Raw genomic sequence first — 12,699 nt, 5'->3', positions numbered from 1 at the left:
GTGGTGATGTTGACCGCTTTCGGACGGCGGCCAGCCATGTCGAGCGTGATGCTGTCGGCGCTGGTGCTGATCTCGGCACCGGCTTCGACCAGCTTCTGCAGCACCGAATCCATGTAATCGGCGCGGGCGCGCCGGCACACTACACGACCGCCAGTCATCGCCGCCGCCACCAGGAAGGTGCCGGTTTCGATGCGGTCGGCCTGCACCTGATAGCTGCCGCCATGCAGGCGCTCCACGCCCTCAATGGTCAGCGTGCTGGTGCCGATGCCGTCAATGCGCGCACCCAGGGCCTGCAGACACAGAGCCAGATCGATGATTTCCGGTTCCTGCGCACAGTTCTCTAAAACAGTCGTACCCTGCGCCAGTACGGCCGCACTCAGCACGTTTTCGGTGGCACCGACGCTGACCATATCGAACACGAAACGACCGCCTTTGAGTCGCTCGCATTTGGCTTTCACGAAACCATTTTCAACGATGACTTCAGCACCGAGCGCCTGCATGCCGCGGATGTGCAGATCGACCGGGCGCGAACCGATGGCGCAACCGCCGGGCAGCGAGACTTCGGCGTGGCCGAACTTCGCCAGCAAGGGACCGAGCACCAGAATCGAGGCACGCATGGTCTTGACCAGCTCATAGGGCGCCACGGTCTGATTGACGGATCGTGGATCGATGTGCAGGGTCTGGTGATCATCAACGGTGATCTTGGCCCCGAGCGCACCGAGCAGACTGATGGTGGTGGTGACATCGTGCAGGTGCGGCACGTTGGACAGAGTCACCGGCTCGTCGGCCAGAATGGTAGCGCACAGGATAGGCAGCACGGCATTCTTGGCGCCGGAAATCTGCACCTCGCCCTGGAGCACGTCGCCGCCGTTAATGATGATCTTCGCCATCGGATATCCTTATGCGCGGCCGGCTTCGGCCGGAGTCAGGGTTTTGAGCGCGAGCGCATGGATTTCACCGCCCATTTTGTCACCCAGCGTGGCGTACACCATGCGGTGACGGGCCAGCGGCAGTTTGCCGGCGAAGGCCTCATGCACGATCAGGGCTTCAAAATGCACGCCATCATCGCCGAACACCTCGACCTGGGCACCGGGCAGACCGGCTTGAATCATCTGGGCTATGGTCTCGGGAGACATCCGCACACACTCGCATCATAAGTCGTACAATAAGGCGACATGATACCGCTAAAGACGGCCGATGACCCTTCACAGCGCTGAAAAATTTTCGAGCGATGACGCCTGGATCCGAGCCGGGCGACGGGTACTGTCGGTCGAAACCCGAGCCCTGCAGCATCTGGAAAGCCGGCTCGACGCCAGCTTTGCCGAAGCCTGCCGACACCTGCTGGCCTGCACCGGCCGCGTGGTCTGTACCGGCATGGGCAAATCCGGCCACGTCGCCAACAAAATCGCCGCCACCCTCGCCTCCACCGGCACGCCGGCTTTCTACGTGCACCCGGGCGAAGCCAGTCACGGCGATCTGGGCATGATTACCGATGCCGACGTGGTGCTGGCGCTGTCCTATTCCGGCGAGTCCGATGAAATCAACATGATCATGCCGGTGCTCAAGCGTCAGGGCAATGCCATCATCAGCATGACCGGCAAGCCGCAATCACGCCTGGCCGGATTCTCCGATGTCCATCTGAATGTGGCGGTGCCCGAAGAAGCCTGCCCACATGGCTTGGCACCGACCTCCAGCACCACAGTCAGCCTGGCCCTCGGCGATGCCTTAGCGGTCGCCTTACTGGAAGCGCGTGGCTTCAGTTCCGAGGATTTCGCCCGCTCGCATCCGGCCGGCAGTCTCGGCCGCCGCCTGCTGGTGCGCATCGATGACCTGATGCATCAAGGTCCTGATCTGCCGGCGGTCACCAGTGATGCCAGTGTGACCGAGGCCCTGCTGGAAATCAGCCAGAAGCGTCTGGGCATGACCGCCGTGCTTGATGCCGAGCGCCGCCTGCTGGGCGTGTTCACCGATGGCGACCTGCGTCGTGCGCTGGGCAATGGCCCAATCGATTTCAACACCACGCCGGTTTCGGCCTTGATGGCCAAGCAGCCCAAGACGGTTCCGGCCGGCCATCTGGCCGTCGAGGCCGCCCATCTGCTCGAACAGCACCGCATCAATGGCCTGTTGGTGATCGATGCGGATGGCCGCTGCGTTGGTGCGCTCAATATCCATGATTTGCTGCAGGCACGGGTGGTCTGATGGCCAATGCCGATGCCCGCGCTAAAAACATCCGACTGGTCTGCTTCGATGTCGACGGCACCCTGACCGATGGCCATCTGCATTTCGACGAAAACGGCGGGGAAACCAAATCCTTCCATGTCCATGACGGTCAGGGCCTGCGCCTGCTCGAGGATTGCGGGATCCGGGTTGCGCTGATCACGGCACGCCACAGCCGCATTGTGCAGGCCCGCGGCCGCGACCTGCGCCTGCAGCATGTGTTTGATGGTGTCAGCGACAAACTGGCGGTGGTGCGTCAGCTGTGTGTCGCCGAGGGCATCACGCTGGATGAAGTCGCCTATATGGGCGATGACTATCCCGATCTAGCCTGCCTGCAGACGGTCGGCTTGCCGGCCTGCCCTGCCGATGCCTTGCCCCCGATCCAAGCCAGCGTCCTGTGGACCAGCCAATTCAGTGGCGGCCATGGCGCGGCCCGTGAATTCTGTGACTTCATCCTGTCCATCCAGGGCAAGGATGAAGCACTGCTGCACCGGTTCAGTAACCATGAACTACCGTAAGGCCACACTGGCGATGAGTGTCGCGGTTGCCGTGCTGGCCATGGTGGTCTGGGACATGCGCGGCGAACGCGACCAGCAGGCCGAAAAGAGCGCACGCTCGGACTACCGCTTGCAGGATTTCAGCATGCAGGCCTTCAATGAAGACGGAAAAACCGCGTTCTCTCTGAAATCCCCCTTATTGGAACGCGATCCGGACGGCAAGTCGCTGACCATCCAACAGCCGGTGTTCGTGTTTCCCGGCGAGGAAACCGACAAGCACTGGGCGGCCGTGGCCGATAGCGCCTGGGTGTCCGACCGCGCCCGTGAAATCCGCCTGCAGCACAACGTGCTCATCTCCGGCCCGGTATCGCCCAAGGGCCTGAAAACCGAATTCAGCGCCGCCGAGCTCAGCATTTTCCCCAAGGAAAACCGGCTGCACAGCTCCGGCCGGGTGACCGTCACGCATGGCCAATCCATACTCCGTGGCGTCGGCCTTGAAGCCGACATGAAACAGCGCCGCGTCCAATTACTCTCGAAGGTCACCGCCCGTTATGCGCCTGAATAATCTCCTTCTCGTGTTTCTGGTTGCTGCTCTGTTCGCCGGCCAGTCCGATGCCAAGAGCAGCGACCGCAAACAGCCGATGGACATCAGCGCCGACAATACCGACGCCCTGCTGACCGACACCAGCGAATCCAGCATCAACGGCAATGTGCTGATCACCCAAGGCAGCCTGAAGATCGAAGCTGACAAGGCGGTGATTTCACGGGTCAAAGGCGATGTGGTCAAAGTCACGCTCAGCGGCTCACCCACGCGCATGCAGCAGACCAATGACAACGGCGATGTGATGAACGCTTCGGCCAAACAAATCATCTACCTGATCAGCAACGAACAGATCCAGCTCAACGGCAGCGTCATCATCGATCAAGCCCGCGGCAGCATGCGCGGCGAGTCAATCCGTTACGATCTCAAGACCGGACGCCTGAACGGTGGCGGCAATGGCGGACGCGTGCAGATGCGCCTGAATCCGGCCAGCGGAGCTGGCAACTGATGCTGAGCGCACGCGGTCTCAAAAAATCCTACAAGCAACGGACGGTCGTGCACGACTTCGGTCTTGATCTCAATCCGGGCGAAGTGGTCGGTCTGCTGGGCCCGAACGGCGCCGGTAAAACCACCTGTTTTTATATGATTGTCGGATTGGTGGCTGCGGATGCCGGCCGCATCGAACTCGATGGCCGCAACATCACCGGTCTGGCCATGCATGAACGCGCCCGGCTGGGACTGGGCTATCTGCCGCAGGAAGCCTCGGTGTTCCGCAAAATGTCGGTGTCGGAAAATATCCTGTCGGTGCTCGAACTGCGTGCCGATCTCGATGCCGACGGGCGCGACGCGACGCTGCATTCCCTGCTCGATGAACTGCAGATTGCTCATGTCGCCACGCAAATGGGGGCTAGTCTGTCCGGCGGTGAACGCCGTCGTGTCGAAATCGCCCGTGCCCTGGCCGCCAATCCGCGCATGATCCTGCTCGACGAACCTTTTGCCGGCGTCGATCCGATTTCGGTACTCGACATCCAGACCATCATCCGCCATTTGAAACAGCGCGGCATCGGTGTGCTGATTACCGACCATAATGTGCGTGAAACGCTCGGCATCTGCGACCGCGCCTATATCCTGTTCGAAGGCACGGCTTTGGCTGAGGGCGAACCGGGCTATCTGTTGGACCACCCCGATGTCCGGCGCGTCTATCTGGGCGAGCAGTTCAAACTGTAATCCGCACATGAAAGCCCGCGCGCAGCTCTCGCTCCGGCAAAAGACCAAGCTGACTCCGCAGCTGCAACTCGCGCTCAAACTGCTGCAATGCAGCCAGACCGAACTGGAGCAGGAAATCGACAATGCGCTGGCATCCAATCCGATGCTGGAACGCAATGATGCCGATAGCGATACCACGGCACTGACGGATGCGTCGGCCGAGCATGCCGAGGACACGGATACCGGAGACGGTCAACCCGCGGAGGCGGATTTCCCGCATGCTGCCGCACCGGACGCGGAAGACGTCCTATGGGACGCGCTGCCGGAACCCAAAACCCTGCGCCATCATCTCAGTGAACAACTGCAACTGAGTGCACTGAGTCGTCGTGACCTGGCCATCGGTGAAACCGTGATCGACAGCCTGGATGAGGATGGCTACTGCCAGGCTAGCGCGGAGGATCTGCGTGCGGCCAGCGCGCTGATGCCGCCGGCAAGCGATACCGAGATCGAGATGGTCCGTCATCTCATCCAACACTTCGATCCGGTCGGCGTCGCTTCGCGTTCACTTTCGGAATGCCTGCAGGTGCAATTAACGCAGATTGTGGCGGAACCGGCCTTGCTGGCACTGGCCACCGACATCGCCAGCCGTCATTTGGATACGCTGGCCAAAGGCGGTGCGCCGGCCGTGGCCAAGGCCGGCGCTTACGAGGTCTTGCCGACCACCGAAGCCGTGGCCTTACTGAAAACCCTGGACCCCAAACCCGGCGCCCTGTTCCAGCACTCCCGCACGGAATATGTCGAACCCGATTTTGCCATCGTGGCCAAACGCAATGGCTGGCAGGTACAGAGTCTGCGCGACTCCGGACAGCCTCTGCGTCTGAACGCTTATTACCTGAAACTGACCCGCAACAGCCGGGGGGCCGATGCCGCGCATCTGGCCCAATATTTGCAGGAGGCCCGCTGGCTGATTGCCGGCATTGCGGCCCGGCGCGATACTTTACTGAACGTGGTGAAAGCGGTGGTCCGCAAACAGACCCCGTTCCTCGACATCGGCCCTACGGCATTGCAGGCCATGAGCATGCGCGAAATCGCGGAAGACATCGGCTTGCACGAATCCACGGTATCGCGGGCGTGCAGCGGCAAATGGCTGACCACCCCGCATGGCATGCTCGAACTGGGCAGCCTGTTCGGCTCCGGCATCACCGATGATTCGGGAACCATTCAGGCAGCCGCTGCCATCCAGCGCCAGATTGCCGAACTGATCACAGCCGAGCCTGCGCAGAAGCCGCTGTCGGACGCCAAGCTGCAGCAGCTGCTGGCGGCCCGAGGCCTGCCGGTGGCGCGCCGCACCCTCGCCAAGTACCGGGAAGCCCTCGGTATTCCGCCTTCACATCGGCGAAAAAAGAGCAGGTCAATGCCCAGCTTGGCTTGATTCTTTTTTAACACCGGCTGTGCTAGCGTGGTTGTGAAACCCAAACAAGGAGGCCCCCATGCAACTGCACATCACCGGACATCAGGTTGAGGTCACCGCCGCCATCCGCAGCTATGCGGAAGAAAAAATGGCACGCATCGGCAAACACTTCGACCACCATCTCGACATCAAGATGATTCTTTCTGTCGATAAGCTCGAGCAGAAGGCCGAGGCCACCCTGCATACGCCGGGCAAAAACCACTTCGCCTTCGCCAGCGCACCCGACATGTATGCCGCCATTGACCTGCTGGCCGACAAACTGGACCGGATGGCGGTCAAGAATAAGGAAAAAATGAAGGACCATCATCGCGGCGAAAGCGCGGCACGGATGGAAAAATTTGGCTAGAATGAAAGCAGTCCTTCCTATCGGCTGCCCATGAACACCAGCATCAGCGCCCGCGAGCTGTTCGACCAGTTGCAGCAGACGCTGGCCTTGCGCTGGTTGGCCGGAAAGTCAGGCAAGGACGTCCGCACCGACCGCAATGAAGTGACCTCCAAACGGCCTTCCTTGGCCGGTTATCTGAATGTCATCCATCCCAACAAAGTGCAGGTGCTCGGTCTGGCCGAATTGGCTTGGCTTGACCGCTTGGATGCGCGACTGCGCTGGGAGAACATCAGCAAGATCATCGAACAGAATCCCCTGGCCCTGGTCATCAGCCAAGGACAGGCCTGCCCGGCCGACCTGCAACAAGCCTGCGAAGACGCCCAAGTCGCCCTGTGGGTGTCCGACCGACGCGGTTTTGAATGCCTGAATCTGCTCCAGCATTTCCTGTCGGTGCGTCTGGCACCGCAAACCTCGCTGCACGGCGTGTTCATGGAAATCTTTTCGTTTGGCGTGCTGATTACCGGCGAGGCCGGCGCCGGAAAGAGCGAGCTGGCGCTTGAACTGATCAGCCGTGGCCACCGCCTGGTGGCCGATGATGCGCCCGAATTCACCCAGATCACCCCCAGCATCCTGGAAGGCAGTTGCCCGCCGCTGTTGCAGGACATGATGGAAGTGCGCGGCCTCGGCATCATGAACATCCGCCAGATGTTCGGTGACACTTCAGTGAAAGGCAGCAAGTACCTGAAGCTGATCATCAACCTGCTGCATTTCCGGCCCGAACACAATAATGCCGATTTCCGTCTGACCGGAACGGCTTCCACGCAGCGTGTGCTTGACATGGACATTCCGGTATTCAATCTGCCGGTGGCCCCCGGACGCAATTTGGCGGTGCTGACCGAAGTGGCCGTGCGACTGCAGATGCTGCGCCAGCAGGGCAAGGATCCGGCCAACGACTTCATGGCCCGACACCAGCAGCTGCTCGACAACACGGACATGTCCTCATGACGGCGACAGCTTCCAGTCTAGTCATCGTCAGCGGCCTGTCAGGCTCCGGCAAGAGCGTGGCACTGCGCACGCTGGAAGATCTCGGGTTTTACTGCGTCGACAACCTGCCGGCCAATCTATTGCCGGAGCTGGTCCAAAACATGGCCGCGGACGATCTGCGGCGGCATCGGATCGCGGTCGGCATTGATGTGCGCAATCTGACCAACGACCTGCGCCTGATCGGGCATCTGCTGACCCGGGTCAGAACCCAGGGCTTCGAAACCAAGCTGGTGTTCTTCGACACCGATGACGCAGTGCTGATCAAGCGCTTTTCCGAAACCCGCCGCAAGCATCCACTGTCCATGCAGGGCTTGCCTTTGTCGGATGCTATCGCCGAAGAACGCCGGCAACTGCAACCGCTGGTGGCGCTGGCTGATCTGGTGGTGGATACCACAGCGCTGAATGTGCATCAATTACGCAAACGCGTGCTCGACGAAGTCCAGGGCCATGCCCGCAGCAGCATTTCGATCCTGTTCGAATCCTTCGCCTATAAACGCGGCGTGCCGCCGGATGCCGACTTCGTATTCGACACACGCTGTCTGCCGAACCCGCATTGGGTTCCCGAGTTGCGGCCGCTGTCGGGCAAGGATGCGGCGGTGAAGGCCTATTTCGAAGCCGATCCCCAGGTCGCCACCTATCTGCGGCAGGTCACCGAATTCATCGACACCTGGTTGCCGCGCTTTGAGGCCGAAACCCGCAGCTACCTGACCGTGGCCTTCGGCTGCACCGGCGGCAAACACCGTTCGGTCTATCTGGCTGATAGCCTGACCCGGCACTGCAGTGCCGGGGGGCATGATAAGGTAATGGTGTACCACAGGGAACTGGAGTGATTATGGCGGAAAGACAACTCCTGGTAAGCGCAGAAAACGGACTGCATGCGCAGGCCTCCGCGAAGGTGGTGCAGACTCTCAGTCATTTCGACTGCAACGTCAGCTTCAGCCTTGGTAGCCGCGAAGTGAATGCCAAGAGCATCATGGGTGTGATGCTGCTGGCAGCCGGGCCCGGACGTGAAATCATTGCACGCGCCGAAGGCGAGGATGCCGATGCCGCGCTGGATGCGCTGGAAGCTTTGTTTCTGCGGCGCTTTGAAGATTAAGCGCTTTCCGTCTTTTCACCGCCGCCGATTGCGCGGATAATACCCGGAGTACCGGGAGGGCACCGCATGGTTGAACACGTCCGCCAAACCAAGACGGCGCAACAATTGCGCCTGCTCTCGGATGCGCTCGATTCGGGCCGTCTGGGACCGGTGCGGCGTTTGGTCAACATCCTGTCTCCGGCCGAAATCGGCAACCTTCTGGAATCCCTGCCGGCCGCCAAACGCAACATCGTCTGGGGTCTGGTCGATCCGGAGGACGACGGTGAAGTGCTGGTGCATGTCGGCGAGGACGTACGCGAAAGCCTGATTGCGGAAATGGATCAGGATGAAATCATCGCGGCCGTAGAAGACCTCGACATCGACGACCTGGCCGATCTGATCGACGATCTGCCGGATACCGTCATCGAGGAAGTGCTCAAGTCGATGGACCGCGACCACCGCGAGCGCCTCGAGCAGGCCCTGTCCTATCCCGAGGATTCCGCCGGCCGCCTGATGAACACCGACGTCATCACCGTGCGTGCCGACGTCAACATCGATGTGGTGCTGCGCTATCTGCGCCTGCGCGGCGAAATGCCGGAGCACACCGATTACCTGTATGTGGTCTCGCGCCGTAACCAGTACATGGGCCGGATTTCGGTCAGCGACCTGCTGACCAAGGACCCCTCGACCGCCATCAATGAACTGATCGACGATGATCAGCCCGGCATTCCGCTGGAAACTCCCGACAATGAAGTGGCGACGCAGTTCTCCGACCACGATTGGATTTCGGCACCGGTGGTGGATGCCAACAACATCCTGCTCGGCCGCATCACCATTGATGACGTGGTCGACATCATCCGCGGGCAAGCCGAGCACCAGGCCCTGAGTGCGGTCGGTCTGGATGAAGACGAAGATCTGTTCAGTCCGGTCCCGCGCGCCGCCAAGCGCCGGGCGCTGTGGCTGGGCATCAATCTGGCCACGGCGTTCCTGGCCTCCTGGGTCATCGGCCAATTCGAAGGCACCCTGCAGAAAATCGTGCCGCTCGCCATCCTGATGCCGATCGTCGCCAGCATGGGCGGCGTCGCCGCCACCCAGACCCTGACCCTGATGGTGCGCGGCATCGCGCTTGGCCAAGTCGGCCTGGGCAATCTGAAAGCCCTGTTCAACAAGGAAACTCTGGTCGGTTTCATCAATGGCATTGTCTGGGCCATCGTGGTCGGTGTGATTTCCGGATTGTGGTTCGAGCCGAAAATCGGCATGGTCATCGCCGCGGCCATGCTGATCAATCTGGTGGTCGCGGCCTTGGCGGGCGTGGCTGTGCCCTTGCTTTTGAAACGCATGGACATCGATCCGGCACTGGCCGGCGGCGTGGTGGTGACTACCGTCACCGATGTCATGGGTTTCCTGGCCTTCCTCGGCTTGGGCACCTGGATCCTGGTCGGCAGCCCTGGCTGACGCGTAGCGTAAGCTGATGCAAGGCACGGCCATCGCTCTGGCAATTCTCAATGCCTTGACGGTTGTCCTGTATGGCCTTGACAAGTCGGCCGCTCGGCGCGGTGACCGTCGCATCCCCGAAAACATGTTGCACCTGTTGGCCGTAATGGGTGGCTGGCCGGGAGCGTTTCTGGCACAGCGTCTGTTTCACCACAAAACCGAGAAGCGCGCGTTTCAATGTGTTTTTCTGCTCACGGTCCTGGCTAATGGCGCCTGCCTACTCTGGATGATTCGCCAATAACACGCGCCCTCAAGCGCCGGCACGCTCGGCAATGGTCAAAGCAACCTTGTCGCGCAGATAGGTCGGTTCAATATGCTCCGGGGCCCGTGCCAGGCCGGTGTTGAATCCATAGGTGGCCAATTGCAGCAACGCTTCCGGCTGCGGCAGCACCGCAGCATCGATCCGCTGCAATGCGCCGGTGAATGCCGGTAGCAACTGCTGTTCATAGGGAGCGAATGCCGTGCCGGCACCGATCCATTCGCCATCAAATGGCAGCGTGATCGCTTCGGGCTTGAGCAGACACTCCGGCGCCAGGGCTTGGGCGATGCCGCTGCGTTTCTGGTAGAACCCGACATAGCACTCGCCCATGCGCGCGTCCATGGCGACCACGATCGGACCGTCATGCACTTGCGCTTGCGCAATCGCTGCCAGCGTGGACACCGGCACCAAGGGAATGCCCAGACCCAGCGCCATGCCCTGCGCCAACGAGACCGCCAGACGCACACCGGTGAAAGCCCCCGGACCGATGCCGACACCGATGGCCTGCAGCTCGGATTTATCCAAGCCCGCCTGGGCCAGCAACTGTTCGCTCCAGGGCAGGACGCATTCGGTATGCCGGCGCGGCGTCAGTTCAAAGCGGCCAAAATGCCGGGCGCCGGCCGACACGCCAACGGCGCAGGCTTCGGTGCTGGTATCGATGACAAGGAGATTCATGCCGGCACTTTAGCAAAAAATTCGCGGACATCGTCGAGTTCGCGCGTACGCGGAAACGGTGGCAGGGATTGGATGAAGGTTTTGCCATAGGGTTTGCTGACCAAACGGGTATCGCCCATCATCAGCACGCCGCGGTCTTCGAAGCTGCGGATCAGCCGGCCGACCCCCTGTTTCAGGGCGATGACCGCCGAAGGAATCTGTTCTTCCATGAAGGGATTGCCGCCGCGCTGACGCACCGATTCCAGACGTGCTTCCAGCACCGGATCATCCGGTGCGGCGAACGGCAGTTTGTCGATGATGACCACGCTCAGGGCATCGCCGGCGACATCGACGCCTTCCCAGAAACTGGCGGCACCGAGCAGGACGCCATTACCGGAATTGCGGAACCGTTCCAAGAGTTCCATGCGCGGCGCCGTGCCCTGTACGAACAAGGGCCACGGCCCGCCCTCCAGCAGCTGCGCAGCCTGCTTTAGCGCGCGGTGTGAGGTAAACAGCAGGAAGGCGCGGCCGCCGGAGACTTCCAGCACCGGACGGGCGGCCTCCAGCAGGGCATGAACGAAATTCGGACTGGACGGCTCCGGCATCTGCTTGGGCAGATAGAACAGCCCTTGCTTCTGCCAGTCGAAGGGACTGGGTTGTACCAGCACACGCGGATCATTCAAGCCCAGCTTGGCCGCCAGATGCTCGACCGAATCGTTGACTGCCAAGGTCGCCGAGGTCAGGATCCAGGCGGCTTGGCTCTGTTCGCGGTAATGCCGCAAGGGCGTCGATACATCCATCGGCGTGGCATTGAGGGTAATGCCGCGTTGGCTGAGTTCATACCAGCGCACGGCCAGCATCGGCACATCGGCATCCGGTTCGCGGTTCAGGCCACCGCACCACACGTGCCAGCGCGCCAGCAACGCATCGGCGCGGGCCGTGCATTGATCCAGGGCCGTCGAGGCCCCTGCCTGAAGCTGCAAGGCGGCCAACAGTTCCTCCGCGGATTCCCGGACCTCCTGCAGTGCCGTGACGATTTTCGGCTGTGCGGCCAAGACCGCGGCTGCGGCCTTGCCGGGAACGGCTTCGCATTCGGCGCGCAATTGCTTGATGCGCAGCTCCATCGCTTTGACCGGCGGTGCCAACAATACGGAACTGCCGGTGATCTTGCCCGACTCCAGCAGAACATCCTTGCCCAGATCAAGCCACTGCCGGGTACTGACCGATTCGCCGAAGAACTGCAACGCGAGCTCAGGCAGCTGATGCGCTTCATCGAGAATGAATACCGAAGCGCCGGGCAGCACTTCGCCGAAGCCTTCTTGCTTGATGGCCAGATCAGCCAGCAGCAGATGGTGATTGACCACCACGATATCGGCGCTCTGCGCCTCTTGGCGGGCCTTGACCAGATGGCATTCGCTCCAGTACGGACATTCGCTGCCGAGACAATTGTCGGCGGTGGAGCTGACCTGCGGCCAGATTGGACTATCTTCGGGAATGCTGGACAGCTCCGCCAGATCACCGCGCTTGGTTTTACCGGCCCACTGCAGCACGCGCTGGAATTGCAGCGTGACCTCGCGGCTGGCGAAGGTTTCGGATTTGGCCTGCTCCATCCGGAACAGGCAGAGATAGTTGGCACGGCCTTTCAGCAGCGCGGAATGGATCGGGGTCGACAGCGCCTGTTTGATGCGCGGCAGATCACGGTGATAGAGCTGATCCTGCAGGGCTTTGGTACCGGTGGAGATGATGACGCGCTTGCCGGACAACAGTGCCGGCACCAGATACGCATAGGTTTTGCCGGTGCCGGTGCCGGCCTCGGCGATCAGCACCGCGCGGTCCTCGATGGCATGGGCGATTTCCTCGGACAGCAGCTGCTGGCCTTCACGGAACGCGAAGCCCTGCAGTTGGCGGGCCAGAAG

At 61.3% G+C, this 12,699-nt stretch carries 16 protein-coding genes; 12 read left to right on the top strand and 4 right to left on the bottom strand.

Going from position 1 to position 12,699, the window contains the following annotated elements; genetic code table 11:
* Together murA and ACIQ0Q_RS07400 are read right to left on the bottom strand one after the other, a co-directional pair.
* Window positions 1–890: UDP-N-acetylglucosamine 1-carboxyvinyltransferase (gene murA, locus ACIQ0Q_RS07405; RefSeq protein WP_395772302.1), on the bottom strand; the 890-nt coding region annotated here is incomplete at its 3' end.
* A 9-nt stretch (window positions 891–899) separates the two neighbouring features.
* Window positions 900–1,136, bottom strand: a complete 237-nt coding sequence (locus tag ACIQ0Q_RS07400; protein ID WP_297800728.1) for a BolA family protein — start codon at window positions 1,134–1,136, stop codon at window positions 900–902.
* A 61-nt stretch (window positions 1,137–1,197) separates the two neighbouring features.
* Here ACIQ0Q_RS07400 and ACIQ0Q_RS07395 point away from each other — a divergent pair, with 61 nt between their 5' ends.
* The 12 genes from ACIQ0Q_RS07395 to ACIQ0Q_RS07340 all read left to right on the top strand — a co-directional run bounded on the left by ACIQ0Q_RS07395 (window position 1,198) and on the right by ACIQ0Q_RS07340 (window position 10,111).
* Window positions 1,198–2,199 (top strand): SIS domain-containing protein, encoded by a 1,002-nt coding sequence (locus tag ACIQ0Q_RS07395; RefSeq protein ID WP_395772301.1) that lies wholly within the window; start codon window positions 1,198–1,200, stop codon window positions 2,197–2,199.
* On the top strand, window positions 2,199–2,735 hold the full coding sequence (locus tag ACIQ0Q_RS07390) for a KdsC family phosphatase (RefSeq protein WP_395772300.1): 537 nt from the start codon (window positions 2,199–2,201) through the stop codon (window positions 2,733–2,735). The genes ACIQ0Q_RS07395 and ACIQ0Q_RS07390 overlap by 1 nt, the downstream gene beginning before the upstream one ends.
* Entirely contained in the window at window positions 2,722–3,279 is a 558-nt protein-coding gene (gene lptC, locus ACIQ0Q_RS07385; protein ID WP_395772299.1) for an LPS export ABC transporter periplasmic protein LptC, read from the top strand. The genes ACIQ0Q_RS07390 and lptC overlap by 14 nt, the downstream gene beginning before the upstream one ends.
* The gene (lptA, locus tag ACIQ0Q_RS07380; RefSeq protein ID WP_395772298.1) at window positions 3,266–3,763 is read left to right on the top strand and encodes a lipopolysaccharide transport periplasmic protein LptA; all 498 of its coding nucleotides are present in this window, start codon (window positions 3,266–3,268) and stop codon (window positions 3,761–3,763) included. Before lptC ends, lptA begins: the two co-directional genes overlap by 14 nt.
* On the top strand, window positions 3,763–4,482 hold the full coding sequence (gene lptB, locus ACIQ0Q_RS07375) for an LPS export ABC transporter ATP-binding protein (protein ID WP_395772297.1): 720 nt from the start codon (window positions 3,763–3,765) through the stop codon (window positions 4,480–4,482). Before lptA ends, lptB begins: the two co-directional genes overlap by 1 nt.
* 7 nt (window positions 4,483–4,489) lie before the next feature.
* Window positions 4,490–5,893, top strand: a complete 1,404-nt coding sequence (gene rpoN, locus ACIQ0Q_RS07370) for an RNA polymerase factor sigma-54 (protein WP_395772296.1) — start codon at window positions 4,490–4,492, stop codon at window positions 5,891–5,893.
* Window positions 5,894–5,951: 58 nt separating this feature from the next.
* Window positions 5,952–6,278, top strand: a complete 327-nt coding sequence (hpf, locus tag ACIQ0Q_RS07365) for a ribosome hibernation-promoting factor, HPF/YfiA family (RefSeq protein WP_395772295.1) — start codon at window positions 5,952–5,954, stop codon at window positions 6,276–6,278.
* Window positions 6,279–6,308: 30 nt separating this feature from the next.
* Window positions 6,309–7,262 (top strand): HPr(Ser) kinase/phosphatase, encoded by a 954-nt coding sequence (gene hprK / locus ACIQ0Q_RS07360; RefSeq protein ID WP_395772294.1) that lies wholly within the window; start codon window positions 6,309–6,311, stop codon window positions 7,260–7,262.
* Window positions 7,259–8,131, top strand: coding sequence for an RNase adapter RapZ (rapZ, locus tag ACIQ0Q_RS07355; RefSeq protein ID WP_395772293.1), 873 nt, complete (start codon window positions 7,259–7,261; stop codon window positions 8,129–8,131). Before hprK ends, rapZ begins: the two co-directional genes overlap by 4 nt.
* A gap of 2 nt (window positions 8,132–8,133) precedes the next feature.
* Window positions 8,134–8,397 (top strand): HPr family phosphocarrier protein, encoded by a 264-nt coding sequence (locus tag ACIQ0Q_RS07350; RefSeq protein WP_395772292.1) that lies wholly within the window; start codon window positions 8,134–8,136, stop codon window positions 8,395–8,397.
* Between the two features lie 66 nt (window positions 8,398–8,463).
* Entirely contained in the window at window positions 8,464–9,831 is a 1,368-nt protein-coding gene (gene mgtE, locus ACIQ0Q_RS07345) for a magnesium transporter (RefSeq protein ID WP_395772291.1), read from the top strand.
* 16 nt (window positions 9,832–9,847) lie between these two features.
* A complete protein-coding gene (locus tag ACIQ0Q_RS07340) occupies window positions 9,848–10,111 on the top strand; it encodes a DUF1294 domain-containing protein (RefSeq protein WP_395772290.1) in 264 nt (87 codons plus the stop codon).
* A gap of 9 nt (window positions 10,112–10,120) precedes the next feature.
* Here the strand turns inward: ACIQ0Q_RS07340 and tsaB are convergent, their stop codons facing one another.
* Window positions 10,121–10,804 carry a tRNA (adenosine(37)-N6)-threonylcarbamoyltransferase complex dimerization subunit type 1 TsaB gene (gene tsaB, locus ACIQ0Q_RS07335; RefSeq protein ID WP_395772289.1) on the bottom strand — a complete coding sequence of 228 codons (684 nt, stop codon included), beginning with the start codon at window positions 10,802–10,804 and terminating at the stop codon, window positions 10,121–10,123.
* Window positions 10,801–12,696, bottom strand: coding sequence for an ATP-dependent DNA helicase (locus tag ACIQ0Q_RS07330; RefSeq protein ID WP_395772303.1), 1,896 nt, complete (start codon window positions 12,694–12,696; stop codon window positions 10,801–10,803). The genes tsaB and ACIQ0Q_RS07330 overlap by 4 nt, the downstream gene beginning before the upstream one ends.
* Window positions 12,697–12,699 lie beyond the last annotated feature (3 nt).

This window comes from Arenimonas sp. (assembly GCF_044348765.1).
In the GTDB taxonomy this organism is placed as follows: domain Bacteria; phylum Pseudomonadota; class Gammaproteobacteria; order Xanthomonadales; family Xanthomonadaceae; genus Arenimonas.
Note: the sequence above shows the minus strand (reverse complement) of the source record. Positions and strands in the feature narration are given on the sequence as shown.